Genomic DNA, 26,393 nt, shown 5'->3' on the forward strand with positions numbered 1-26,393 from the left:
CAAAACAATGCGCCGGCACCGGCCCAGTTTCAATTCAGAGGGTAGTCGGGAGCCGCATCGGTCTCCGTCACCTTGACCCACACCAATTCGCTATAATAGGCACCCTCCGGGCCGGTGCCGTACATAGACAGCCTGTCAGCCATCAGCAGATGTGTCATGTCGTTGAGTGCCCGGCCGGTCGGCTCCTCGGGCCAGGCGAAGACGCCGTCGGTTTTGGCGCCGAACCTCACATCGGTGCATCCGAAATCGATCTCGACCTTCCACGACAGCAACGGCCTGATATCGCTGAGCGGCGGGCGCGGCGGATCGGGCTGCTCGAAGTGATGGTCGACCGAGACTCTCGTCGGCACTGCCGGCGTGATGCCTTTGGCTTTGAAGGAGGCGATGGCGTCGTCGCCAAATCGTGCGAGCAGGCCAGCGTGCCATAACCGGTAGGTCGCGCGGAAAAAGCCGCTGACCCGGATAGATTTGCCATCGTTGTTGAAGACGTTCACAGCGGCGTAGAAACGGCGCAGTCGTGGCGCCAGCGCCCGCCAGTCGCATTCGGCCGGTGTCCCCGGCGTCGCGATGAAATCGTCAAGCAGATCGCTGCCGCGCACATTGGCGTTCAGCACCGTGCAATCCTCACCATGGATATGCCAGTGCCGCCGGAGCTCGGCTGCTGCGATGCCGGGCTTGCGCAGCTCTTCCACCGAGGCGCGAACCCGAGCAATCGCGTAGGACGTAGCCGCATCCAACGTCTCAAACCCCGAAACCACATGCTCGCCGGTCTTGGCCATGTCGAAGACGACGACAGTAAAAGGCGGTTCGCGCTGATCGGGCATTCGGCAGCAAGCTCAGGCTGGTCGAGGATGAAGCAGCTTTCCGCGCGAAAATGCGTCAAAGTCAAGAGCTGGAGCGCGGCCTGCCATTTCCAGAAGAGGCGAACTCCAGAAGAGGCGAAACCGTCTATCCGAGCCGTGCTTGAGCTTTCGCGGCTCAGGGGTCGAAGACCGACCGCGATGATGTCGATGGCAGGTTGTTGCCAGCCCGCGACAATGCCGCGACTTTGGACAGTGCGACCAACACTTCCTGGCCGAGATCGCGTGTGCCGGCCACGGGGCAGGTGATGATCATCACTTCAATCCAGCGGATAGTCGGGAGGCGCCTCCGTCTCGGTCACCTTGGCGGTTAGTATCTCGCAGTCGTTGGCCAAGTCGGGGCCATCGCCGCGCATGGCCATCATGTCGGCCATCAGCAGGAACTGCATGGTTCTGAGCGCCCAGTCGGTGGGCTCTTGCGGCCAGGCGAAGATTCCGGCGGCGTCGCCGCCGAACTTCACGTCATGGCAGACGAAACCGACCTCGACCTTCCAGGATCGCAGCGTCACGCCTGGCGGCGGGTAGGGCGGGTCGGGAAGCTCGAAGTAATTGGCGACCATGAGCTTCGTCGGCTCCGCCGGCTCGATCCCCTTGGCCTTGAAGGCGGCAATGGCGTCGTCGCCAAAGCGCTCGAGGAGGCCGTCTCGCGTCAGCCTGTAGGTCGAGCGAAAGAAGCCGCCCGCCCAGACGGATTCGTTGTTGCCGTTGGAGATCAGCAGCGAGGCGCGGAAGCGGCGCAGCCTTGGCGCGAGAACTTGCCAGTTGCATTCGGCCGGCATCGACGGCGTCGCAATGAAATCGTCGAGTAGATCGCTGCCGCGCACTCCGGCGTTCAGCACCGAACAGTCTTCGCCATAGAGGTGCCAGAGCTGGCGAAGCTCTGCAGTGGCGATGCCGGGCTCGCGCAACTCCTCCACCGAGGCGCGAACCCGCGCAATGGCGTAGGACGTCGCCGCCTCCAGCGTCTCAAACCCCGAAACTACGTGCTCCCCGTCCGGCTCGCCGGTCTTGGCCATGTCGAAGACGAGTACGGCAAAAGGCGGTTCGCCGGGATTGGACATTCAACAATTATCCTAGTCTTGCCCGCGCCTTCGCCGTCCAGGCATTGAACAGCCGGTCTGCGACGATGCCGATGAAAGCGATGGCGAGACCCGCGACAATGCCGCGTCCGGAATCGGCCTTGGACAGCGCGATGAAGACCTCCTGGCCGAGGTCGCGTGTGCCGACCATTGCGCAGATGATGATCATCGCCAGCGCCATCAGGATCGTCTGGTTGACGCCCAGCATGATTTCGGGAAGCGCCAGTGGCAATTGTACCCGAAAGAAGGTCTGGCGCGGCGTGCAGCCGGAAACCTTCGCCGCCTCGATCAGCGCCGGCGGCACTTGCCGGATGCCGTGATTGGTGTAGCGGATCGCCGGCACCACGGCGAAGGCGACCGTGGCGATCATGGCGGTGACGTCGCCGACCCGGAACAGCATCACCACGGGAATGATGAAGCAGAAGGACGGCAGCACCTGCAGCGTGTCGATGATGGGCGTGACGATCTTTTCGAAGCGGTCGCTGCGCGCGGCCATCAGACCGATCGGGATGCCGATCAGGCAGGCGATGAAGGCCGAGATGCCGCAGAGATAAACCGTCGCCATGGTCTTTTCCCAAAGGCCGGTGACGGCGCAGAAGGCGGTCAGCGCGGCGACGAGGGCGGCGAGACGCAGGCCACCGAACTGGTAGCCGGCGAGGCCGAGCAGGGCCACCGCGCCGAGCCACGGAAAGCCTTCGCAGAAGGCGCGCAGCGGGTTCAGTACATTGAGGATGAGCGCCACGCGAAACGCTTCGATCACGTCGAAGAAGTTGATCGTCACCCAGCTGACCGCCGCCTTCCACAGTGGCGCGGTGGTCAAGGTGATCGCCTTCGGCACCGCTGCGAATGCCGGTACGAACAGGCCGAGCAGCGTCGTCACGACCAGGATGGCGATGGCCAGCGACAGATTGGGATAGCGCCGCCAAAAGCTCTGGTTCGCCTGCCGTTGAACGTGGCCCTTCGCCTGTTTGTGGGCGATGGCTTGGCTCAACCGGTCGAGCCCGATGGCGAGTGCCACAATGGCGAGCCCGGCTTCCATCGCTTCGCCGACCTTCAGCGCACGCAGCGCCAGCAGCACGTCGTAGCCGAGGCCGCCGGCGCCGATCATCGAGGCGATGATGACCATGTTGAGCGCCAGCATGATCACCTGGTTGACGCCGACCATCAGCGTCGGCCGCGCCGATGGCAGCAGCACGCGCCACAATTTCTGCCGCGCCGTGCAGCCGGCCATCTCTGAGAAATCATCGATCTCTGACGGCACCCGCGACAGACCCAGCATCGTTGCCCGCACCATCGGCGGCGTGGCGAAGATGGCGGTGGCGATCATCGCCGAGACCGGGCTGTTGCCGAACAAAAGCAGCATCGGGATGAGATAGGCGAAGGTCGGGATGGTCTGCATCAAATCGAGGGCAGGGGAGATGATCAGCCGCTCGGCCCATGGCTTGCGCCACGCCCAGATGCCGGCGAACAGGCCGGTGACGATGCAGAAGGGCACGGCGATGGAAATCAGTGCCAGTGTCAGCATGGCGCTGGTCCATTGGCCGAACAGCGCGGTGTAGAGGAAGCAGCCGCCGACCAGCATGCCGAGTTTTCTACCGCCCACCGCGTGCCCGGCGATGAAGGCGGCTACGCAGACGCCGATCCAGGACAGGCGCGGCAGGACATAGGCATCGGCACCGTGACCGATCTTGAAATTCTTGGCCAGCAGGTCGAGCGCGAAATCGAGGGGAACGCCGAGCACCGCAGTGATCGAGCGGGTCAGCCAGGACAAGTTCGACTTGATCCAGCGCATCAGCGCACTGACCCAGTCGGCGACGGGAACGACCGCATCGGCCGGATAGTCGACCGCCCATGGCAGCCTCTCCTGCAGCAGGAATACCACCAGCACGGCGGCCAGCGCCAGCGCCCAGATCAGCAGCCAGCGCTGAACCGGTGGCCTCGTTTGGCTGGCGCTTGCAGTCACCGTCATGCGCCGGCTCTTTGCTTGTCGATGCCGGCCAGCAGTCCGATCACGGCTTGCGGCGTCACCTCGCCGATCGACTTGCCGCTGCCGTTGACCACCGCGAACGGTTTTCCCGAAGCGACGATGCTGGCCGAGAAGCTGGCGATCCTGGCGTCGGGCGAAACCGTGCCGCCATGCTCGGAGCCATCCAGGGCACGCATCAGGCTGCGCGCCGAAATCACCTTGGCGCGGTCGACATCCCGGGTGAATTCGGCGACATAGTCGGTCGCCGGATTGACCACCAGTTGCTCCGGTGTGCCGATCTGGATGACCTCGCCGTCCTTCATGATGGCGATGCGGTCGGCCAGCCTGATCGCCTCGTCGAAATCATGGGTGATGAAAACGATGGTCTTGTGCAGCATGGTCTGCAGCCGCATCAGCTCGTCCTGCATCTCGCGGCGGATCAATGGGTCAAGCGCCGAGAACGGCTCGTCGAGGAACCAGATCTCCGGCTTGGTCGCGAGGCTGCGGGCGATGCCGACGCGCTGCTGCTGGCCGCCGGAGAGTTCGCGCGGATAGAAATGCTCGCGGCCGCGTAAGCCCACGAGATCGATCACCTCCCGCGCTCTCGCTTCGCGCGTCGGCCGGTCCTGGCCCTGGATACTCAGCGGGAAGGCAATGTTCTCCAGCACGTTCAGATGCGGCAGCAGCGCGAAATTCTGGAACACCATGCCCATGCGATGGCGCCGCAGTTCGATCAGCGCCGAATCGGAAATCTTGAGCAGATCGTTGCCTTCGAATTCGACCTTGCCGTGGGTCGGCTCGACCAGCCGCGACATGCAGCGCACCAGCGTCGACTTGCCGGAGCCGGACAGCCCCATAATGATGAAAATCTCGCCCTGGCGGATTTCGAGATCGACGGCGCGCACCGCGCCGACCAGTCCGGCCGCGGCGATGTCGGCCATGCTGGCCTTGCCGTCACGCTCGCGGATGAAGCTGGCCGCGTTCGACCCGAACAATTTCCAGACATTGCGGCAGGCAAGCTTTATCGGCCGCACATCCTTGGGCGTGCCAGTTGCCTGCGGTTCAGTCGCTTCCGTCATCCAATGGTCCTTCTGGAAAATGGAGATAAGACCCGGCCGCTAGGGCCGGGTCTGGCTTCCAGTCAGGCGATCACTGCGCCCAGGCTTTCCAGTCGGCTTCGTGGGCGGCGATCCAGGCGGCGGCGACATCTTCGGGCGTCTTGCCGCCGAGGTCGATCTCGCCGCTCATCTTGTTGAGCTCATCGGTATCGATCGTGTACGCCTTGGCCACCTTGTAGGCGACCGGCCATTTGTCCTTCATGCCGGACCAGGAGTATTTCCAGATTTCGCCATGCGGTTTGCCGCAATCATATTTGGCATCCGGGTTGGTGCCCCATTTCGGGTCGGTGTAGCACTCGGGCGTATACTCCGGGAATTCGACCCACTCGCCCTTGTACTTGGCCGGCGCCCAATGCGGCGAATAGATCCACAGCATGATCGGCGCCTTGCGCTGATAGGCCGAGTCCAACTCGGCGAACATCGCCGCGTCGGTGCCGGCATGGATGACGGTGAAGGGCAGCTTCAGCGCCTCGACGCGCTCGTCGTCAAAGCCTTCCCAGGTTACCGGGCCGCCGAGATAGCGGCCCTTCGGCGCCGTCTCCGCCGTCGAGAACGCCTCGGCGCATTTCGGGTCCTTCAGCGCCTCCCAATTGGGCAGGCCCGGGCATTTCTCCTTCATATATTCGGGAAACCACCACTCTTCCTTGGCCTTCGGCCCGAGCTTGCCCAGCCGCTCGGTCTGGCCGGTGGCGTCGGAGGCCTTCATCGCCTCGCCGGCCGTCGTGTCCCAGAACTCCAGGCCGACATCGAGGTCGCCATTGGTGAGACCGGTGGTCAGGCTGGAGAGGTAGTCGGCTGTCGGATATTCGACGGTATAGCCGAGCTTTTCGAGGATACCGCCAAGGATCTTGGCGTTGAGATTGACGCTGGTCCAGTCGAACAGCGCGATCTTGATCGGGTCGTTGGATTCGGGTGCTGCTGCCTGGACCGGCGATGTAAGCGAACTTGCGGTGGCAAGCGCAAAGGCTCCCATTGATAGGTTCGAAATCACACTGCGAAATGACATGCTTGTTCTCCTGTCAAACCATGTGGAAATTTCTTGATCGTTCCCTTCTTGCGTCTTTTCTTGATTGTGTTGGAAAGGCGGGTCGTTACGCAAGCTCGTTCGCACCAAGCCAGTGCCGCAGCCGCAACTTGCGCAGGCGAAATGGTTGCTCGACTTGGCGTTTATGTGATGCCGGGCGGGCCCGCGTCATGGCATCGGATGGATTGCTGCGTGAGCAATCGTCAACAGATCGATCGCCGCTCCAGCGGCGCTCTCAGACGTGCGAGCCATCAAGGTCCCATGGTCTCGGCCGGCGAGCCCCATCCCCGCCAAGGCCGTTTCATGAGATGAAATTATATATACCAACGTTCATGCGGCGCAACGGCTGATGCCCTGTGCACTGCGGAATTTCAGACTGGTCGATTGCCAACCGCCAGAGCTGACGTTCACGACATGATCAGGCCGCCATCGACATTGATGGTTTGGCCGGTGATGTAGGTGGCGTCGTCGCTGGCGAGAAAGCTGACCAGGCCGGACACGTCCTCGCCGCTGCCGGCGCGTCCCATCGGGATGTTCTTCACCCATTCGGCCATCAGCTCGCCGGGCTTGTAGTCACCCATCAGCTTGCCCCAGGCGGCGTCGTTGTAAGCCCACATGTCAGTGTCGATAATGCCGGGGCAAATCGCGTTGACGGTGATCTTTTCCTTGGCTACTTCCTTGGCCAGGCTCTGGGTGATGCCGACGACGCCGAACTTCGACGCCGCATAGTGCGGCGTGTAGATGAAACCCTGCCGCGCCTGGCCCGATGCCGTGTTGATCAGCCGGCCGCCATCGCCATGCTTGCGGATGCGCGCGATCGCTTCCTGGCAGCACAGGAACACGCCCTTGGTGTTCACTGCCAACACCTTGTCCCACTCGGCTTCGGTCATTGCCTCGATCCGGGCGATGGTGATGACGCCGGCATTCTGCACCGAAATGTCGACGCGGCCGAATTCCTTCTCGGCGAGGTCGTACAGCGCGGTGACCTCGTCCTTGTTGGTCACGTCCATGCGCATCGACGCGACCTGGGCGCCAGCCGCTTTGAGGCCGGCGGCGACCTCTTCGACGCGGGCATCGATCGCGCTGACCACGACCGCGGCACCTTCCTCGGCGAAGCGCTTCGCCATCGCCGCGCCGATGCCACCGCTCGCGCCGGTGATGACCGCAGTCTTGCCTTCAAAACGCTTCTGCATCTTTTCTCCTTACCAGCAGACAAAACCGCCATCGACGATCAGGTCGATGCCGGTGACGTAACTCGCGGCGCGGCTGGCCAGGAACACGGTCGGGCCGACCATCTCTTCCGGCGTCGCCATGCGGCCCATTGGTGTGTCGCGCTCGAATATCTTGATCTGTTCCGCGACCTCAGGCCGTTTGTTCATCGGCGTCAGCGTGTAGCCGGGGCTCACCACATTGACGCGCAGGCCGCGATCGGCCCATTCCATGGCGAGGCTCTTCGACATGTGGATGACGGCCGCCTTCGACGAATTGTAATGCGCCTGGGTCAGGCCGCGATTGACGATCGAGCCCGAGATCGAGGCGATGTTGATGATCGAGCCCTTGCGCCGCGTCAGCATGGCGCGCGCCTCGGCCTGGCAGGACAGGAACACGCCGCTGACATTCACGTCGTAGATACTCTGCCATTTTTCCAGCGGCAGCGTCTCGGCCGGCTCGGCCCCGGCGATGCCGGCATTGTTGACGGCGATGGTCAACGCGCCGAGTTCGTTCTCGGTGCGCTCGATCGCTGACGCGAGATCGGCCTCCGACGTCACCGTTCCGGTCAGCACCAGCGCCTTGCGGCCAAGTGCCGAAATCTTGTGCGCCGTCTCGTCCAGCCCGCCCTTGGAGGAGTGGCCGAAACAGGCTATGTCGGCGCCGGCTTCGGCGAGCCCGATGGCAATGGCCTGGCCAATGCCGCTGCCGGCGCCTGTTACCAGCGCTACGTCGCCGCTGAGATCGAATAGTTTCATGTTGTTCCCCCTCCTGAAATGAAGGGGCGCCAGTCTTTGCTGGCGCCCCGCGCGGTCCGGTCCTTGGGAGGATACCACCTGCTGTGCTTTGTTCCGACTCCTGTCCTCAGCTCGTGGCGAGTTCCATCACCGCGACATTGCTCGCCTCGCTGCGGTCGAGAATGCCGCGCTGGCGGCCGCGGCTCAGCACCAGCACCCGGTGCGACAGCCCCAGCACCTCCTCGAGGTCGGAGCTGACCACCACCACCGCCATGCCGGAGCGGGCGAGGTCGGCGATCACGTCGTAGATAGCCGCACGCGCGCCGACATCGATGCCGCGCGTCGGTTCATCGAGGATGAACACTTTTGGCGGTCGCGACACCCATTTGGCAATGATCACCTTCTGCTGGTTGCCGCCGGAAAGCTTGCTGACCGCCTGGCCAGGTTTGCCCTTGACCCCGAGCCTTGCGATGCCGGCTTCGGCGAATTTCTGCACCGCTTTCGGAAACACCCAGCCCTTCGGCGCGACATGGTCGAAATTGCCGAACGCCAGATTCTCGCCGATGGTCTGGTCGAGCACCACGCCTTGCGCCTTACGGTCTTCCGGCACCAGCACGACGCCGGCCTTGATCGCTGCCGCCGGCCCGCTGAGATGCACCGATTTGCCGGCAACGCGCACCGAGCCCGACGAGATCGGATCGGCGCCGGCGATCGCCCGCACCAGTTCGGTGCGGCCGGCGCCGATCAACCCGGCAATGCCGAGGATCTCGCCTGCTTTGACCGAGAAGGAAACGTTGTTGAAGCTCTTCTCCGGCGAGGACAGGTTGTCGACCTCGAGCAGCGTCTCCTCGCGCGGCGGCGTCAAGTGTGGGAACATCCGCTCGACCGAGCGGCCGACCATCTGCTCCACTACTGTGCGCACGGGAATATCGGCGCGTTCGTGGCGGGCGACGATGCGTCCGTCGCGCATCACAACCACGCGGTCGGCAATCTGCGCGATCTCGTCGAGACGATGGCTGATGTAGATGAAGGACATGCCCTCCGCCTTGAGCTTGCGGATCTGCTGGAACAAAAGCTCCGTTTCCTCGCCGCCAAGCGCTGCGGTCGGTTCGTCGAAGATCAGCAATTCGGCATTGAGCGTCAACGCCTTGGCGATCTCGACCTGTTGCTGGGCGGCGATGCGCAGCGTGCCCACCTTGCGCTCGGGCGAGACGTCGAGGCCAAGCCGCTTCAACTGCGCCGAGGCCTTGGCGTTCATCGCTGCGCGGTCGATGCGGCCGCCGCGCATCGGCAGGCGCCCGACATAGACGTTCTCCGCCACCGACAGATCCGGCAGCAGCTTCAGTTCCTGATGGATCATGCCCACACCGGCATCGATGGCGGCGGCGGGCGAGGCGGGGGAATAGGGCTTCCCCCGCCAGATGATGGTGCCCGCGTCGGGCCGGGTCGAGCCGGCGATGATATTGGACACCGTCGACTTGCCGGCGCCGTTTTCGCCGAGCAGCGCCACAACCTCGCCCGGCCGCACCTCGAAGCTCGCATCGGCCAGAACCTGGACCGGTCCGTAGCTCTTGCAGAGGCCGTTGACGAAAAGCCCGTTGTGCGGGCTTTCGCTGTGGCGAGGATCAGGAGACATCGTGGCGCTCTCTCTAAGCGGTGCGGGTTATTACGGGTGCTTGGCGATGAACTGTTCGACATTGTCCTTGGTGGTCAGCGTCGCATCCTGCAGCTGCTCGGCCGGAACGCTTTCGCCGGCCACCAGCTTGATCGCCGCATCGACGGCGAGCCGGCCCATGCCTTGCGTCTGCTGCGTCGCGGTGACGTCGAACACGCCGTCCTTCAGCGCCTTGAGTGCGGCCACGTCGCCATCGAAGCCGGCGACCCAGACCTTGTGGCCGGGATTGGCGACCTTGACCGCCTGTGCCGCGCCCAGCGCCAGCGCATCGGCCTGGCCGATGACGATGGAGACATCGGGATGCGACTGCAGCAGGTCCTGCGTCAGCTTGAAGCCTTCGTCCTGGTGCCAGCCTTCGCTCCACAATTCGCCGACCACCTTGATATCGGGATAGGCCTTGAGCGCTTCGCCGCAGCCCTTCGAGCGATCCACTTCCGGCGTGGTGCCCTTCTGGCCGTGGATGATGATCAGTTCGCCTTTGCCGCCGGCCTGCTTGGCGATGTAGTCGCACACCGCCTGCGCCGAGGCGACGCTGTTGGTGGCGATGAAGGTGTCGCCGGGCGCGCCGTCGGCGTTGCGGTCGACATTGACGACCGGGATGCCGGCAGCCTTGGCGGTCTTGGTCGGCACGGTGGCGGCTGTGGCGCCGGCCGGAATGTAGATCAGCGCGTCGATGTTCTGCGTGATCAAATCCTGTACCTGGCTGACCTGCGTTGCCGAATCGCCCTTGGCGTCGACGGTGACGATCTCGATGCCCTTTTCCTTGCCGTAGGCTTCGACCGACTGCTTGATCTGGTTGAAGAAGTCGGCCTGCAAATTGGCCACGGCGAGGCCAAGCTTCTTGGCCTCCTTGGCCGAGGCCATGTCGGTCAGCCCGAGCAGCGGAATGATGGCGGCCGCGGCAAGCAGCAATGAACGTTTGGTCAGCATGTGTTTCCTCCGTTGATAGTCAAACTGTCCCGCCAGCGCATCGCGCCCCTTGGAACATCCCAGTTTCGGATCGACCGATCCGTCTATCGCCCGGACGTTCCGGGCGAATTCTCAATTGTGCCCCGCTCTCTATCGCGCCCTGCGCCGCCAGGTGTCGCTGGCGACGGCCAGCGCGATCACCACGCCGATCACCACCTGCTGGATGAAGGGCGAGACGCCGAGCAGATTGAGGCCGTTGCGCAGCACGCCGATGATGAGCACGCCGACCGCTGTGCCGCCGATCGAACCGACGCCGCCCGAGAGGCTGGCGCCGCCGATCACCACCGCCGCGATGGTGTCGAGTTCATAGCCCAGGCCGGAACTCGGCTGCACCGAATCCAGCCGCGCGGCGAGCACAATGCCTGCAAGACCCGCAAGCACGCCGCAGATGGCATAGACCCAGTTGGTCAGCGACTTCACCGGAATGCCGGAGAGCCGCGCCACCTCGGCGCTGCCGCCGATGGCGTAAAGGCTGCGGCCGGTGGCGCGGTAGTTGAGGAAGATGGCGAAGACGATCGCCAGCACCATCATCACCCCGACTGTGACCGACAGGAAGCCGAAATGGCGGATGATTGACAGGCTGGTGAACCAGTCGGGAAAGCCGACGATCTGCGAGCCGTCGGTGATCATGTTGGCAAGGCCGCGCGCCACCGACATCATCGCCAGCGTCGCGATGAACGGCGGCAGCCGGGTAACGGTCACCAGCAGGCCGGACACCAGTCCGCAAAGGCCGGCGACGACCAGTGCTGCAACGACGCCGGCCGCAAGGCCGAGATTGAGATAGTCGGGATGGGAGACAAAGCCCATCACCATGGCGGCCAGCGCCAGCACCGAGCCGACCGAGAGATCGATGCCGCCGATCAGGATCACCAGCGTCATGCCGATTGCCATGATGCCGAGCACGGTGATCTGGTCGAGCACGTTGAGGATGTTGCGCACGGTGAGGAACGTGTCGGTGGTCAGCGTCAGCGCCAGGCAGAGCAGCAGCAGTCCGATCAGCGGTCCCATGGTTCCGGCAAACAGTGCCGAAAGCTTCGCGGCCGTCACACCTTGAGCGCCGGGCGCGGCTTTCAACTCGCCAGCCTTCGACTCGCTTGCATCATTACTCACGGCCACTTCGTCTCCTCCGTCAGCGAAACGGCGATGGCCTGCCGTCCACTCTTGTTCACCAGGCACCTCCCTGTGAACAATTTATCTTTGATATGCAATTTTGTTCAGCTAAACTGTTCATTAGAAAATTGTCAAGAGCCGTTGCGCCATTCGGCGAAGGTTTGCGCCACCGGGCGGTTTGTCCTAGGGAAGCCAGAGGCGGCGCTTTGCGGAAAAGATTTCCGAAATCTGGCCGCGGGAGGCAAAAGATGGCGACCGTCGAAAATGAGAAGGCCTCGCGCTTCCCCGATGCCGAGCTGAAGGCCCGCGCTGCCTGGCATTACTATGTCGAAGGTCTGACGCAAGAGCGCATTTCCGAGATCCTCGGCGTCGGCCGCATCAAGGTGCACCGCATTCTCTCCGCTGCGCGAGAGGAGGGCATCGTGCAGTTCCGCATTCGCGACAGTGTCGTCGAATGCGTGCAGCTCGAGGAGAGCCTGAAGCAGCGTTTCGGGCTCAGCCAGGCGGTCGTGGTGCCGTCGGCCGCTGATCGCAGCAACGCGCCGCTGATGATCGGCCACGCGGCTGCCGCCTATCTCGCCGACAATGTGAATGCCGGCGACGTCATTGCGCTGGGCTGGGGTCGCACCCTGAAATTCGCCATCAACGAACTGCCGAGGCGGCCGATCGCCAGGACGACGGTTGTCTCGATGCTCGGCGGCCTTACCCACGCGCAGCCGCTCAACCCGACCGAAAGCGCCTGGGAGTTCGCCGAAAAGATCGGCGCTGAATGTTTCTTGCTGCCGGTGCCGGTCTATGCCGACAAGCCGGAACAGCGCGATGCCTTCATGAGCCAGCGCAGCGTTCAGGATGTCGTCTTCCGCGCGCGCCGCGCCAACATCGCCGTGCTCAGCGTCGGCTCGTTTTCCAAGGACAGCCCGATCGCCAATTACGGCTTCATCAAACCGAGCGAACTCGAGGAATTGCAGGCGGCCGGCGCGGTCGGCGACCTCTTGTGCCATTTCATCGACGCCGAGGGCCACCCTGTCGACCATGAGGTCAACCGTCGCGTCTGCGCCTATCCGCTGCAGGATCTGTCCGATATTCCGAGCATCATCCTGGTGTCAGGCGGTCAGGAGAAGGTCGCCGTCATGCGCGCCGCGCTCGCCAATACTAGGATTTCGGTGCTGATCACCGATGAGGACGCGGCCAAGGGATTGCTCAACCGCTGAAGCACGCGGGGCTTGTCAGAATTCGCAGGGCTCCGGACGACTGTCGTCCGACCAGTCGGCCAGCGCGACCGGCACGAATTTTCCCGCGACCGGTTTGCCGTCGTCCAGGTCCTTTGAGGCAATGCCTCTGCCGGTGAGAAAATTGATGTCGCAGCCGCCCAGCGTCGTCTCGACCGAGCCGTCGGCTTTCTGCACATTCCAGTCCCAGTCGCGACTGTAGCCGGCGACAAGGAATTTACCGCCGCGCCAGACGATGGTCAGCGTCGCATCCCATGATTTGTTGGCGCCGCAGCCGAAGCACGAGGTGACGGCAAGCGATCCCTTGCCCTTGCTTTCGAGCCCGAGAATACGGTCCTGCGTCAGCGCCTTTTTGACAAAGTCAGGCTTGCGCGAAGGATCGAGCTTTCCTTCGCCGGCAGCCAGATAGATCGAGAGATCCGCCAGCCCGCTGTCGGGATCCGCCGCGATCGCGGCCCGATCCATCCTGCCGTCATTGTCCATGTCGAGCGTGACCTCGAAGGGCGGCTCGTCCTGCGCACGCGCCGTCATTGGAGCTGCCGCAAGCGCGACAATCCAGGGCAGGGCGGCAAGGTGAAATACTGCTTTCATGAGCCCGATGAGTCTAGCATTGGCCGGGCAGGACGCAAAATCGGCAAGCTGGGCAGGTTGGGCATGGGAGCCTCACGCAGGCAAACTGCGCTTGAACTCAGATCGCACCGAGCCGCGCGTGGATGTCGCGTGTCGCGTGATAGAGGTCGCGGTAGATCGCCTTGCGCGCCCGGTAAGCCGGCACCAGCGTCATATCCGGATCGACACGCCTGGCCGGCGCCGCCGCCATTGCCTTGGCGGCGTCTTCCGCCGAGGCGAACCAGCCGATCGCCGAAGCCGCCAGCATGGCCGCGCCAAGGGCCGCCGCCTCGTTGACCGGCGACACGAACAGCGGCCGCTCCAGCACGCTGGCCATGATCTTCATCAGCAGCGCCGAATTGGTGCCGCCGCCGGCGGCAATCATCTCTCCCGGCTTGCCGCCGCGTTCGGCCTCCATCGCCTCGCTGGCGATGGCCTGCTCCAAAGCGATGCCTTCCAGCGTGGCGCGGAAGAGATGCCTGGGCTCATGGTCGAGCGACAGGCCAACAACGGCGCCGCGCGCCGCGCCATCCCAATAGGGGCTCATGACGCCGGCCCAATAGGGCATGACCAAAAGACCGTCGCCGCCGGCCGCAACATCGACCGCACCCTTCTCCAGTTCTGCCGCGGAAGACGCGCCGGTGGTGCGCACGATCCAGTCGACCAGTTGCATGCCCGAGCGCAGCACGGTTTCCAGCATGAAGCCGGAGCCGGTCGGCGAGACCAGCGTGCGAAACGCGTCCGATGTGGTGACCGTGCCGGAATAGCAGCCGCTGACGACGCCGGAGCCGAGCGAGAGATAGCTCCTGCCGGCACCATAGACGCCCATGCCGAGACCCATGGCCTGGCCATCGCCGGCGCCGGCGACAATTGGCGTGCCCGCTTTGAGGCCAGTCAGCTGGGCAATGCTTTCGGCAAGGCCGCCGCAGATTTCGCCTGGGCCGATCAGCGCCGGCAACTGCCGTGGCTGCAGCCCTGCAGCCGCGACAAGCTCAGGGTGCCATTCGCCTGTCGCGACATCGAGCAAGCCGAGCGGGTCGGCACTTGCCGTGCTGGTAACCAGCCGTGCGGTCAGCCGGTGAACGAAGAAGCCATGAACATCGACCAGGGCGGCGGCGTTGGCCAGCACCTGCGGCTGGTGTTCGGCCAGCCAGGCGATGGCATAGAGCGCCGGCGTCGGATCCGGCGGCTTGCCGCTCCAGTCGCGGATCGTCTCGCGGCCAAGCTCGGCCGACAGCCTGGCGACTTGAGGCCGGGCGCGCTCGTCAAGCCACAGGATCGCCGGGATGAGCGGCGTGCCGGCCTGATCGATCAGGGTGAAGGTCTCGCGCTGATGGGCCATGGCAATTGCCGCCACGCGCGCGGCGCCGACCTTGTCGGCAACCTGCTTCAGCGCACTGATAAGGGCTGCCCACCAATGTTCGGCATCCTGCTCGAAATGGCCGGGCTTAGGATTGGCCAGCGGATAGGCCTCGCGCGCCTGGAACAGCTCCGCGCCGTCGCCGGTGAAGGCGATCGCCTTCACCGCCGTCGTCGAGGCATCGATCCCGATAACGACATCGTCCATCACAGGGAGATCCCGAAGGTTCAGGCGGCGTTGGTCACAAACTGTCCATCCGACTGGTCTAGACGGCGGCGGATCTGCGTTATCACCATCGAATCGTCGGGTACACAATTTTCATAGGTAAGGAAGTCGCCGGTCTTGACCGGCTTGACCACCTTGGCGCGTTCGGCAATCCCGAGCGGCAGCGCGCCCTTGGCGCGGGCGTCCTCCCAGGTCATGGCGAAGCCGCGATAGTCGTTCTCGCCGATCATGCCGAGCGATTGGCCCGCGCCGAGATCGCTCTTGGCCACCGCCACCGCTTCGGCGACCGGATGGTCGAGGGGCTCCATGTCGGCGCGTTTGTAGACAACGGCGCGCGCCGCCGACAGTGGCACTTCAAGGCTTGTCAGGTGATAGGGACGGTAGATCGTGAAATAGGGGCCCTTGCCGACCTTGAGGTCGACCATGCGCTCCAGCACGCGCGGATGCCTCGTTTCGATGATGCAGAACACGCCGGGCGCCACGCCCTTGCCGATAGAATAGTCCACCACGCCCTTGCGGTGCAGCACGCCGCCATCCTCGCGCGGGCAAAGCACGCTGGCCAGTTCCTCCAGCGTCGCCGTCGGGCCGTGCATGCCCGGCACGTCGGGCACCAGCCCGGTGGCGTTGGCGATAGCCACCATCTCGATCGCCGTCTTGGAACCGTCGACGAACTCGACCAGCATGCGCGCATTCATGTTGCGCTCGGCCGCTTCCTTCTCGTAGTCGGCGGGCATGGCGTCGATCTTGAGCGGGTTGTTTTTGCCCTTGCCGGCGGCGATGATGTTGAAGCCGAGGCTCTTGGCGAAGCCGATGATCTCCAGCGTGCAGGCGGGTTCGTCGCCGGCCGCACCGGTGTAGACCACGCCGGCCTTGCGCGCTTCCTCCTTGAGGAAGCGGCCGATCGTAATGTCCGCCTCGACATTGAGCATAACGATGTGCTTGCCGTTCTTCATCACTTCGAGCGCAAACAGCGTGCCGATGTTGGGATTGCCTGTCGCGTCGATGATGACATCAATGCGGCCGGCCGCGGCCAGCGCATGCAGATCTTCGGTGACAGCGATCTTGCCGGCCTCGATGGCGCGGTCGATGGCAGAGGCGTTCGCAGCCTGGACGATGTCGGAGCGGTCATGGCCGGCGAGCAGTGCGGCATCGATCGCCGCTTGCGGCCGCACCTCGGAAATGGCACCGATCCGCATGCCCGGCATCAGCGCCACCTGGACGACGATGTCGGTGCCCATCTGCCCGGCGCCGGCGAGTCCGATGGTGATGGGCCCTTGGGCTTCAGCGCGCTGCAGAAGTTCCGCTGCAAATTGCGGATGGGCCATATCGCTTCCTCCAGTCATGACGCGCCGCAGCGTCAAATCATCATTTTGAACATTCCTATTTCCATTTGAAAAATATTTCAACCCGCAAATCGGAGAATGGCTGCAGGACCAAATCTCCCACGGAGGATTCGTGGGGTGACAGGTTCATGCTGCGCTTGATCTCAGCCGATCTCTAGGAAAGGCTTGCCGAGCAGGTCGGGCACGACATCGATGCCGAGGCCGGGCCCGTCGGGAATGCCCATGTGGCTGCCGGTGACCGGTGGGGCGTTGGAGGCCGTGCGCACCGTCACCCACTCATGGAAGGCGATGGCGTGCAGCCGGCGTTCTTCCGGCGTCGACAGCGACAGATGCGCCATCGCCGCCGTGTCGATCTCGGCGCCGCCCGTATCCTCGACGGTGATCATGAAACCGAGATCGACGGCGACGTCGCGGATTTGCCTTGTCCTGGTTACGCCGCCAAGCCGCGAGATCTTCAGCGTCAGCCCGTCGGCGGCGCCCAGGCGGTGGATTTCCACCATCGCCTCGAGCGAGATGACGCTCTCGTCCAGCACCATCGGCTTGTCGAGCATGCGGCGCACCGACATGTTCTCCTCGATCGTCGTGCAGGGCTGCTCGAACGTGTAATCGATGCCGCGCGTGGCATCGGCGAACTGCCGCGCCTGGTAGGGTGTCCAGCCGGCATTGGCGTCGCAGAAAATCACCGTGCCTTTCGGCACGGCCGAAGCGACTGCGCTCACCCTGTCGATGTCGTCATGCACATTGCCGCCGACCTTGACCTGCAGCCGCCGGCAGCCTTCCGCGATGATCCTTTTGGCCAGTGCCGCCATCTGGTCGAGCGTGCCGTGGGTGACGACGCGGTAGGTCTCCGCCATGTCGCTCTCGCGGCCGCCAAGCATGGTCACCAGCGGCACGTCGGCGGCCCGGGCCGCCAGATCCCAGCAGGCCATGTCGAGCGCCGACTTGATGTAGGGATGGCCCTTGAACACCGTATCCATCAATCGGCCGATGCCGGCGAGGCCACGCGGGTCCTGGCCGATCAGGTGCGGCGCGATCTCGACCACGCCCGCACGCGTTCCCGCCGGAAAGGCGGCCGAATAGAAATTGCCGAGCGGCGCCATCTCGCCCCAGCCGGTTACGCCGCTGTCGGAGGTGATGGCGACGATCACCGCATCGAAGCAGTCTGCAACCCGCCCCTTGGACATGCGGTAGGGCCCGTCCACGAAGGGCTGCACGACGCGATAGGCCTTGATGGTTTTGATCTGCACTTGTCTGTCCGTTGTCTCTAGGCGTTGAGGAGGGTCAGCCCTTCGATGTTCCGCTGCTCGAGGCCACGCGCATAGGCAAGCAGCTCTTCGAAATCGAGGTCGATATGCTCGCGCGCATGGCGCTGGGCAGCGCGCATGTCGGCGCCCTTCAAGAGCCGCACATAGGTTTCGTGGAGATCTTCGGCCGGCACCGGCTCGTTGCGGGCCCGCTGGTGCAGGGCAAAGTACATTTGCAGCCGGCTGGTCAGCCGCTGCCAGGTTTCCAGCAGCACCGAATTGTCGGCCCATTCATAGATCAGCCCGTGCAATTGCAGTGCGGTCTCGATCTGGCGGGTGGTGTCGCGCGCGCGCGTTGCCTGCTTCACCGCTTCGTGCCGGCGGTCGAGTTCATCGAAGAAGCGCTGGTCGCGCAGCTTCCATGTCCGCTCGATGGCGAATTCATCGAGCACCTTGTTCAGCGAATAGGCGTCGTCGATATCTTTGGCGGTGACATCGATGACGAAGGTGCCGGCATAGGGAATGCTGGTCAGGATGCCTTCCTGCACCAGCTCGCGCATCGCCTCGCGCAACGGCGCACGGCTGACCCGCATCTGCTCAGCGATCCTCAGCTCGTTCAGCTTTTGGCCGGGTTCCAGCTGGCCGGTCAGGATCGCCCGCCGCAACAGCGCAACGATCTCGGCTCGGCGTGTCGTATCCGCGATCGGATTGAAGTCCAGCTTGGCCATTCCGTCACTCCAGTGAGAGCCGGAAACAGACAAGCAGATTGTCGACAATCCTACAATATGTCTGTTCCGGATTCTTGTGCCTTGCGGTTACTCCAAAAACGGCGTGCGGCGCTCCATAAAAAACGGCGCCCTCGGCGTGGAAGCCGAAGGCGCCGCAGGACCGGGGCTGATGGGGGTTATCAGCTGGCCGGTTTCTCCTGGGGCAACGGCGAGATCGGCATTCCTGGTCCGATCTTCTGCAGATTGCCGGTTATCACCTGGTCGCCTTCGGCAACGCCGCTGAGCACCGCCACAAGGTCGCCGCTGGTCGCGCCGAGCGAGACGATGCGCTGGTCGACCGTGTTGCCCTTGCCGACGACATAGACATATTTGCCGAGCTGGCTCGAACCCAGCGCCACCTGCGGCACCATCAGCGCGTCGGGCAGCTGCTTGATGTGCAGCCGCACGCGGACATACTGGCCCGGCAGCAGCGAGAACTTCGCATTGCCGATGGTGGCGCGCGCCGTAATCGTGCCGGTCGAGTGGTCGACCGTGTTGTCGATGAAGGTGAGTTCGCCCTTCTGGCTGGCTTCGGTCTCGCCGGGCAGCAGCACCTCGACCTCGATCGGGCCGGCGGCCCGGGCCTGTTCGATTTCGGCCAGATCCGTCTCGCTCGGATTGAAGGTGACGTAGATCGGGTCGAGCTGCACCAGCGTGTTCAGCACCGTGCCGGCGACGCTGACCAGCGTGCCGACCGAAGCCTGGTTGCGGCCGACGCGGCCGGCAAACGGAGCGTGGATTTCGGCGTAGCTCAAATTAAGCTCGGCCGTCCGCACCGCCGCCTGGTTGACGGCAAGCGACGCTTCGGCCTGACGCAAGGTGCTCGTGCGCTGGTCGAACCCATCCTTGGCCAGATAACCGCTCTTGGCGAGTTCGGAGCCGCGGCCGAGATTGGAGCGCGCATAGTCGAGGCTCGCCTGGTCGCGCTGCACTTCGGCCTTGGCCTGGTCGAGAGCCGCCTTGAAGTCGTCAGGCGAGATCTTGTAGAGCAGATCACCCTGGCGCACATCCGCGCCGTCCTTAGCCGTCTGCTCCTGCAGATAGCCGGGCACGCGGGCCTGCAAGGTGACGCTGCGGATAGCCTCGATGCGGGCGGCGTAGTCAAGGTAGATCGGGATCGTCTTCTTGACCACGCTCGTCACCGGCACCGGCATGACGAATGCCGCAGGTGCTGCCGTCGCTGCCGCCGTGCCGGCATTGAGGCTGAGATTGCCCATGTCGAGGAAGTGGACGCTTGCCACCGAGATCGCTCCCAGGGCGACGGCCGTTCCCAAAGCTATTTTCCATTTACGCATTTTGGTCTCCAATTCTATTCGGCTGCTTCGGCCAGGCGCATCGGCGCTGGTTCGGCAGTCGGTTCATTATTGTCCTGGTCATGAGCAGCGTTGGGTTCGCTGCGCACGCGGCGTTCGCGCAGCTGTTCGATGACCGCGTAGAAGACTGGCACGAACACCAGCGACAGGATGGTCGCCGCGACCATGCCGCCAAACACGGTGGTGCCGATCGACTGCCGGCTTGCCGCACCCGCACCCGTCGCAAACATCAGCGGCAGCACGCCGAGGATGAAGGCGAAGGCCGTCATCAGGATCGGCCGCAGCCTCAGCCGCGCAGCTTCCATTGCCGCGTCGACAATGCTCAGTCCCTCCTCGCGCCGCCGCCTTGCAAACTCGACGATCAGGATCGCGTTCTTGGCGGCGAGGCCGATCAGCATGACGAAGCCGATCTGCGAGTAGACGTCGATCTGCATGCCGCGCAAGAACAGGGCTGCGAAGGCGCCGAACAGGGCCAGTGGCACCGCCAGCAGCACCATGAACGGCATCGCCCAGCTCTCATACTGCATCGCCAGGATCAGGAAGACGAAGACGATGGCGAGGCCGAAGACGACCGACGCGATCGATCCTGCCTTGAGCTCCTGGAAGGTGATGCCGGTCCATTCGAAACCGAAATCCCTGGGCAAAGCGGTGGCGGCGGCCCGTTCCATCGCGGCAACCGCCTGGCCCGACGAGAAGCCGGGGGCTGCGCCGCCATTGATCGTGGCCGAGGCGTTGTTGTTGTAGTGCGGCACGGTTTCCGGGCCGACGAACGGCACCAGTTTGCCCAGTGTGCTCAGCGGCACCATGCCGCCGGAGGCGTTGCGCACATAGAGCCGCGAAAGGTCGCCTGCGTCGGCACGTGCATCCTTGTCGGCCTGGATGGTCACCCGGAAGGTGCGGCCGAACAGGTTGAAGTCGTTGACGTAGAGCGAGCCGAGATAGATCTGCAGCGTGTTGAAGACGTCGGGCAGGTTGAGGCCGAGCAGTTTGGCCTTGCTGCGGTCGAGGTCGTAGTTGAACTGCGGCGTCGAGGTCGAGAACGGCGAGAACAGCTGCTGCGGGTTGATTTCCGGCTGCTTGCGCGCCTCGGCGATCACGGCTTGCGTCGCGTCGTTGAGGGCTGAACTGCCGCGCCCGGTGAGATCCTCGACGACGAATTCGAAGCCGCCCGTGGTGCCGATACCCGGGATCGAAGGCGGATCGAAGGACAGCGCGAAGGCTTCCGGAATCTGCATCAGCTTCCCGCGCACGTCGGCGACGAGCTTCGACGCGCTCTGGTCGGGGCCGCGCTCTTCCCACGGCTTCAGGATGGCGAACTCGACAGCCGAGTTCGACTGCGCGGCACTGGTCAGGAAGTTCAGGCCGCTGATCGAGCCGACAATCTCGACGCCGGGCGTAGCTTGGAGGATGTCGCGCGCCTTCTGGGCCACGGCGTCAGTGCGTTCCAGCGAGGCGCCGTCAGGCAGCTGGATGACGACGAAGAAGTAACCCTGGTCCTCGACCGGAAGGAAGGTCGAGGGCAGCTTTTGCCAGACGAAGTAGGTGGCGACCAGGCCGGCCGCGAACAGACCGAGCATGATCCAGCGCAGCCGGATGAGGATGCGTACGCCATGGGCATAGGCATGCGACAGCCTGTCGAAACCCGTGTTGAACCAGCGGAACGGGGCGAACTGCGTCTCCCCGCGATGGCGCAGGAAGGCGGCACTCAGCGCCGGGCTGAGCGTCAGCGAGTTGAAGGCGGATATGCCGACCGAAATCGCCACCGTCAGCGCGAACTGATTGTAGAGCTTGCCGGAGACGCCAGGAATGAAGGCAACGGGCACGAAGACGGCCATCAGCACCGCGGTGGTGGCGATGATCGGTCCGGTGACCTCGGCCATCGCGGCCTTGGTCGCCGCCAGCGGTTTGAGGCCCGCCTCCAATTGTCGCTCGACATTTTCGACCACCACGATGGCGTCGTCGACGACGAGGCCGATGGCCAGCACCATGCCGAGCAGGGAGAGCATGTTGAGCGAGAAGCCCATCATTTCCATGACGACCATCGTCGCCACCAGCGACACCGGAATGGCGATGGTCGGGATGATCGTCGTGCGCCAGCTCTGCAGGAAGATGAACACCACGGCCACGACCAGCACCAGCGCTTCGCCAAGCGTGATCAGCACGTCATGCATCGATGCCGACACGAAGCGCGTGGTGTCGTAGTGCATGGCGTAGGAGACGCCCTTGGGGAAACGGGCCGACAGTTCCTGCATCTTGTCCTTGACGTGCTGCTGCAGATCGAGCGCGTTGGAACCGGGCATCTGGTAGACGGCCAGCACCACCGTGGGGTCCTTGCCAAAGAAGGCCGACGACGAATATTGCAGCGCGCCGAGCTCGATGCGGGCGACGTCGCGCAGCCGCACCAGCGAGCCGGTGCCGGTGTTGGCGCGCACGACGATGTCGCCGAACTCCTTGGGGTCGCTCAGGCGGCCGACGGCGTTGACCTGCATCTCGAAGGCGGTGCCGGCGGGCGCCGGCGACTGGCCGATCTTGCCGGCCGCCACCTGGACGTTCTGTTCCGAGATGGCGTTCTGGACGTCGACAGCGGTGATGCCGAGATTGGCGAGCTTGTCCGGATCGAGCCAGACGCGCATCGAATAGCGGCGTTCGCCGAAGATCTGCACGTCGCCGACGCCGGGCAGCCGCTTCAAAGGATCGACAACCTGCAGATAGGCGAGGTTGCTCAGCGCCACCGGATCGACCGAACTGTCGGGCGAGGTCAGATTGACGATGAGGACGAAATTCGGGTTCTGCTTCTTGATCGTCACGCCACCCTGGTTGACGATCGCCGGCAGCGACGAGGCGGCTTGCGAGACGCGGTTCTGGACGTCGACGGCCGCGGTGCTCAAGGAATAGCCGACATCGAAGGTGATGGTGATGGTCGAGGAGCCGTCATTGGAGCTCGACGACGACATGTAGGTCATGCCTTCGACGCCGTTGATCTGCTGCTCCAGCGGCGTCGTCACCGTATCGGCGACCACTTGCGCGCTGGCGCCCGGATAATGCGCACTGACCACGACCTGCGGCGGCGTGATGTCGGGAAACTGCGAAACCGGCAAAAGGAAATAACAAATCGTCCCGGCGAGCACCATGATGATGGCGATGGCCGAGGCGAAGATCGGACGATGGATGAAAAAGTTTACCACGACACGCAAACCTCTTTAGAAGAACCGGCCTCTTTAAAAGAATTGGCAGACCGGGACAGCCGCCGGCCGCGCACCGAACCCGGGTCCTGCAAAAAATACGAAGACGGCGCCGCACCGCTGAGGCCCTGCTCATCGGCAACGGTCCTCAGCATCGCTTCGAAGGCGCGCGGATTGACGCGGTCCGCTTTCATCACCAGCCGGATCATCGGATCCCGGATGGCTTCATCGATGGTCAAATCCTTGCGCTGCGACATTGGAGCGTCTCCATTCCAGCGGCCCGCATCGGACGATCGCGAACCGGTTTTCATCTCTTCACCGGCCGGAGCCGCATGACCTGCAATTTTCACCCTTTGTGATCTGGCAGGACCAGTTCACGGCCTTGTTATTGACGGAAGGCCACATAGGTGTTACCAGTAAGTAACATTCGGATAGTTACAGACCGGTAACACCCTAGTCAAGAGGTGAACCGAATTTTTAGGGAGACAAGGAGACTGCGATGGCAGACGGCATTACCGATCGCGTGCGCCCCCGAGACCGAATCCTGGAGACGGCGCAGGACATGTTTCACAAGCATGGCATCAAGGGCGTCGGTGTCGACGCCATCACGGAAGCCGCCGGCACCAACAAGATGACGCTCTACCGTCATTTTGAGTCGAAGGACGAACTGATCGTCCAATGCCTGCGCGCGTCGGCGGCTAAAGGCGCCGCGATGTGGGACCAATTCGAGGCTGAGCATCCCGGCGACAAGCTCGCCCAGTTGCATGCCTGGATTCGCATGGCCGCTGCTTGCCTGGCGGCTGACGGTCGCGGCTGCGACATGGCCAATGCCGCCGCCGAATTGACCGAGCCGGACCATCCCGCCAGGAGCGTGATCAAGGAGCTCAAGAGCGCTCAGCGCGATCGCCTCGTTGCGCTGTGCCGGGATGCGGGCATCGGTCAGGCCGAGCTTCTGGCCGATACGCTGTCGCTGCTGTTCGAAGGGGCGCGCGTCAGCGTGCAGACCATGGGCTGCCAGGGCCCCAGCACGCAGTTCGTGCGCATGGCTGAAGGCCTGATCAGCTCTTTCAGGGCGCGCTGAATTCCAGCTTTCGGAGTTGAGGAGTCCCCATCATCCGGCGGGGCTTTTGGCTATTCTCCGAACTTGCCCGTCAACTCTAATTTAGATTCATTTGAGAATGAAAAAAGCCCGCTGCCGGGAGGAGGTGGCAGCGGGCTCGATTTCGAACGAGATGCGGGAGGAGGTGCACCGCGCTCAGCGTCGGCATCGCATCTGGGAGGAGTAGATGGCCGACACCCAGATGAGTACGGGTTGCCCAATGATTCGGCAACAATGAAAGTTGCATGGCTGCTGTGCAGATTTGCGGCATCTACCCCGACTTGTCGTACAAATCGAAGAAACCGCCACGGCGCGACTTCACTGCACCGGCACGTTTTCCTTGAAGATCAGCCGTGGCTCGATGAACTTCTTCGTCAGGTATGGCGCGGCGGATGCGATCGAGCCAAGCAGGCGGATCACAGATTGCTCCGCGATCAGCCGCGCATTCTGGTCGATGACGACATCGGCGAGGTCGTCGACGAGATAGCCGCGCGTTTCCTTGGTCAGGTCGTGGCAGATGAAGACCGGCTTCTTCTTTGGCTTGGCCTCGAGCAGCGCTCTCGCCACACCTGAGCGCCCGGCGCCGACGCAATAGATGCCGAGCAGTTCCGGCTCGTTGTGCAGCGCCTGCATCGTTGCGGTGTAGCTGCCCTCCGGTTCGTCATTGATCTCGACCGCACTCGAGACCGTGAGATTGGGGAATTCCTCTGTCAGCACCGACCGAAAGCCCATTTCTCGCTCCTCGTGCCCGCGATAGGAACGCGAGCCGACGACCATCGCCAGATGACCCTGGCGGCCATTGAGGAAGCGCCCCATCAACAGCGCCGCCGTGCGTCCGGCAACCCGGTTGTCGATGCCGACATAGGCCGAACGCGGGGCGGCTGGAACGTCGGAGACCAGCGTGACAAGGCGGATGCCTGCCTCGACCACATCGCGCAATATGTTGCGCGTTCGCGGATGATCGACGGCAATGACGCCGACGCCATTGGCCTTCAGCGACAGATTTTCAACCGCCGCCTGCAGCGCTGCCGGCGAGATGCCGCCGAGATTGTGGATCCGGCACGAGGCGACCAGCGGCAGGCGCCCCGCATAGTCCTCGATGTGCCCGGCGAGGTCGATCATGAAACCGTTGGCGCCGATCGGCAGGAAGAATTCAAGATGCGCCGGCCGCGACGGCAGCGTCACCTGATCGACCACCGGCAAATAGCCGAGCTGCTTGGCCGCCTCCATCACCCGTTGGCGGTTGGCGGCGCTCGCGCCGGCCCGGTTGTTCAGAACCCGGTCGACGGTCGCGGTCGACAGGCCGCAGCTCCTGGCTATGTCGGCAACGGTGGCTTTCATGGCTGTAGTCATAGAGCATGATCCCGAAAAGTGGGAACCGGTTTTCTCGGACAAACGGGAACCGTTTTGTCAAAAGGTCATGCTCTACAACGAGTTAGAGCGGATGCGTTTCCGTGCCAGACGGCGCGAAGACGGTTCAGCCGTGCGATGGCCCGCCTTCGATGATGGCGTCGCGGATCTCCTTGTCGGACATCCCGGTGATGATGCGTTCGACCTCGGCCACGCTGGTCTTCTTCGGGTCGATGTCGTCGGCCACCACCTTGCCCCGGCGCATGACGACGATGCGGTCAACCACCTGGAAGACATGGTGGATGTTGTGGGCGATGAAGATGCAGGAATGCCCGGAATCGCGCGCGTTGCGCACGAAGCTCAGCACGCCTTGCGTCTCGGCGACGCCGAGATTGTTGGTCGGCTCGTCGAGGATGATCAGGTCGCTGTCGAAGTGCATGGCGCGCGCGATGGCGACGGCCTGCCGCTCGCCGCCGGACAGGGAGCCGATCGGCGTCGTCGGCGGGATGTTCTTGGAGATGCCGACCTGTTTCAACAGGTCGCGGGCGACATTGTTCATCGCCTCCTGGTCCATGCGGTTCAAAAAGCGCGGCGGTTTGATCGGCTCGCGGCCGAGGAACAGGTTGCGCGCGATCGACAGCTGCGTCACCAGTGCCGAATCCTGGTAGATCGTCTCGATGCCGTGCGCGATGGCGTCGCTGGTGCTGCGCAGATTGACCTTCTTGCCGCGGATGAAAATGTCGCCGCTGGTCAGCGGCACCGCCCCCGACAACACCTTGATCAGCGTCGATTTGCCGGCGCCATTGTCGCCGAGCAGGCCGACGATCTCCCTTTCGTTGACATGAAAATTGGCGTCTTCGAGCGCCTGCACGCGCCCGTAGGACTTTTTGATGTTGGACATGCGGATGAGCGGTTCAGCCATGGT

General features: G+C 63.7%; 23 protein-coding genes. 2 read left to right on the top strand and 21 right to left on the bottom strand.

The features are described 5' to 3' along the window. Positions 1 to 29: 29 nt before the first annotated feature. The 11 genes from NKI15_RS25680 to NKI15_RS25730 form a co-directional block, all read right to left on the bottom strand. On the bottom strand, positions 30 to 824 hold the full coding sequence (locus NKI15_RS25680; RefSeq protein ID WP_023687067.1) for a hypothetical protein: 795 nt from the start codon (positions 822 to 824) through the stop codon (positions 30 to 32). Between the two features lie 154 nt (positions 825 to 978). After that, the gene (locus NKI15_RS25685) at positions 979 to 1,116 is read right to left on the bottom strand and encodes a hypothetical protein (RefSeq protein WP_023726364.1); all 138 of its coding nucleotides are present in this window, start codon (positions 1,114 to 1,116) and stop codon (positions 979 to 981) included. 4 nt (positions 1,117 to 1,120) lie between these two features. Further along, positions 1,121 to 1,921: a hypothetical protein gene (locus tag NKI15_RS25690; RefSeq protein ID WP_352514465.1), complete on the bottom strand. Its 801-nt coding sequence runs from the start codon at positions 1,919 to 1,921 to the stop codon at positions 1,121 to 1,123. Between the two features lie 7 nt (positions 1,922 to 1,928). Further along, positions 1,929 to 3,908 (bottom strand): ABC transporter permease, encoded by a 1,980-nt coding sequence (locus NKI15_RS25695; protein WP_352514466.1) that lies wholly within the window; start codon positions 3,906 to 3,908, stop codon positions 1,929 to 1,931. Next, entirely contained in the window at positions 3,905 to 4,984 is a 1,080-nt protein-coding gene (locus NKI15_RS25700; protein WP_023709925.1) for a quaternary amine ABC transporter ATP-binding protein, read from the bottom strand. The genes NKI15_RS25695 and NKI15_RS25700 overlap by 4 nt, the downstream gene beginning before the upstream one ends. Before the next feature lie 70 nt (positions 4,985 to 5,054). Next, the gene (locus NKI15_RS25705) at positions 5,055 to 6,029 is read right to left on the bottom strand and encodes an ABC transporter substrate-binding protein (RefSeq protein ID WP_023709924.1); all 975 of its coding nucleotides are present in this window, start codon (positions 6,027 to 6,029) and stop codon (positions 5,055 to 5,057) included. A 425-nt stretch (positions 6,030 to 6,454) separates the two neighbouring features. Continuing rightward, the gene (locus tag NKI15_RS25710) at positions 6,455 to 7,240 is read right to left on the bottom strand and encodes a glucose 1-dehydrogenase (RefSeq protein WP_023709923.1); all 786 of its coding nucleotides are present in this window, start codon (positions 7,238 to 7,240) and stop codon (positions 6,455 to 6,457) included. Between the two features lie 9 nt (positions 7,241 to 7,249). Then, the gene (locus NKI15_RS25715) at positions 7,250 to 8,014 is read right to left on the bottom strand and encodes an SDR family oxidoreductase (protein WP_352887343.1); all 765 of its coding nucleotides are present in this window, start codon (positions 8,012 to 8,014) and stop codon (positions 7,250 to 7,252) included. Between the two features lie 106 nt (positions 8,015 to 8,120). Next, the gene (locus tag NKI15_RS25720; protein WP_023815212.1) at positions 8,121 to 9,629 is read right to left on the bottom strand and encodes a sugar ABC transporter ATP-binding protein; all 1,509 of its coding nucleotides are present in this window, start codon (positions 9,627 to 9,629) and stop codon (positions 8,121 to 8,123) included. Positions 9,630 to 9,659: 30 nt separating this feature from the next. Then, positions 9,660 to 10,598, bottom strand: coding sequence for a sugar ABC transporter substrate-binding protein (locus NKI15_RS25725; protein ID WP_023684414.1), 939 nt, complete (start codon positions 10,596 to 10,598; stop codon positions 9,660 to 9,662). Between the two features lie 129 nt (positions 10,599 to 10,727). Next, entirely contained in the window at positions 10,728 to 11,711 is a 984-nt protein-coding gene (locus tag NKI15_RS25730; protein WP_502895742.1) for an ABC transporter permease, read from the bottom strand. A gap of 284 nt (positions 11,712 to 11,995) precedes the next feature. Between NKI15_RS25730 and NKI15_RS25735 the strand changes: the two genes are divergently transcribed. Then, positions 11,996 to 12,958: a sugar-binding transcriptional regulator gene (locus NKI15_RS25735; protein WP_023668527.1), complete on the top strand. Its 963-nt coding sequence runs from the start codon at positions 11,996 to 11,998 to the stop codon at positions 12,956 to 12,958. Positions 12,959 to 12,973: 15 nt separating this feature from the next. On the opposite strand, the gene NKI15_RS25740 is transcribed toward NKI15_RS25735, so the two are convergent. The 8 genes from NKI15_RS25740 to NKI15_RS25775 form a co-directional block, all read right to left on the bottom strand. After that, complete coding sequence (locus tag NKI15_RS25740) at positions 12,974 to 13,567, bottom strand: hypothetical protein (protein ID WP_352675650.1); 594 nt, start codon at positions 13,565 to 13,567, stop codon at positions 12,974 to 12,976. Positions 13,568 to 13,664: 97 nt separating this feature from the next. Continuing rightward, entirely contained in the window at positions 13,665 to 15,152 is a 1,488-nt protein-coding gene (locus NKI15_RS25745; RefSeq protein ID WP_352675653.1) for a xylulokinase, read from the bottom strand. A gap of 20 nt (positions 15,153 to 15,172) precedes the next feature. Beyond that, complete coding sequence (locus NKI15_RS25750; protein WP_023668524.1) at positions 15,173 to 16,495, bottom strand: NAD(P)H-dependent oxidoreductase; 1,323 nt, start codon at positions 16,493 to 16,495, stop codon at positions 15,173 to 15,175. Between the two features lie 161 nt (positions 16,496 to 16,656). Then, entirely contained in the window at positions 16,657 to 17,760 is a 1,104-nt protein-coding gene (locus NKI15_RS25755) for a mandelate racemase/muconate lactonizing enzyme family protein (protein WP_023729287.1), read from the bottom strand. 17 nt (positions 17,761 to 17,777) lie between these two features. Further along, entirely contained in the window at positions 17,778 to 18,485 is a 708-nt protein-coding gene (locus tag NKI15_RS25760; protein ID WP_352521257.1) for a GntR family transcriptional regulator, read from the bottom strand. Positions 18,486 to 18,664: 179 nt separating this feature from the next. Beyond that, entirely contained in the window at positions 18,665 to 19,819 is a 1,155-nt protein-coding gene (locus NKI15_RS25765) for an efflux RND transporter periplasmic adaptor subunit (protein WP_023740662.1), read from the bottom strand. Positions 19,820 to 19,833: 14 nt separating this feature from the next. Continuing rightward, complete coding sequence (locus tag NKI15_RS25770) at positions 19,834 to 23,022, bottom strand: efflux RND transporter permease subunit (RefSeq protein WP_352521258.1); 3,189 nt, start codon at positions 23,020 to 23,022, stop codon at positions 19,834 to 19,836. Next, a complete protein-coding gene (locus tag NKI15_RS25775) occupies positions 23,016 to 23,276 on the bottom strand; it encodes a hypothetical protein (protein ID WP_023692134.1) in 261 nt (86 codons plus the stop codon). Before NKI15_RS25775 ends, NKI15_RS25770 begins: the two co-directional genes overlap by 7 nt. Before the next feature lie 242 nt (positions 23,277 to 23,518). Between NKI15_RS25775 and NKI15_RS25780 the strand changes: the two genes are divergently transcribed. Continuing rightward, entirely contained in the window at positions 23,519 to 24,100 is a 582-nt protein-coding gene (locus NKI15_RS25780) for a TetR/AcrR family transcriptional regulator (RefSeq protein WP_023668517.1), read from the top strand. Between the two features lie 336 nt (positions 24,101 to 24,436). On the opposite strand, the gene NKI15_RS25785 is transcribed toward NKI15_RS25780, so the two are convergent. Then, positions 24,437 to 25,459, bottom strand: coding sequence for a LacI family DNA-binding transcriptional regulator (locus NKI15_RS25785; RefSeq protein ID WP_023668516.1), 1,023 nt, complete (start codon positions 25,457 to 25,459; stop codon positions 24,437 to 24,439). Between the two features lie 136 nt (positions 25,460 to 25,595). Further along, positions 25,596 to 26,390 (bottom strand): ATP-binding cassette domain-containing protein, encoded by a 795-nt coding sequence (locus NKI15_RS25790; protein WP_023668515.1) that lies wholly within the window; start codon positions 26,388 to 26,390, stop codon positions 25,596 to 25,598. Between the last annotated feature and the right edge of the window lie 3 nt (positions 26,391 to 26,393).

Source organism: Mesorhizobium sp. M0862 (assembly GCF_040319795.1).
Lineage (GTDB): Bacteria > Pseudomonadota > Alphaproteobacteria > Rhizobiales > Rhizobiaceae > Mesorhizobium.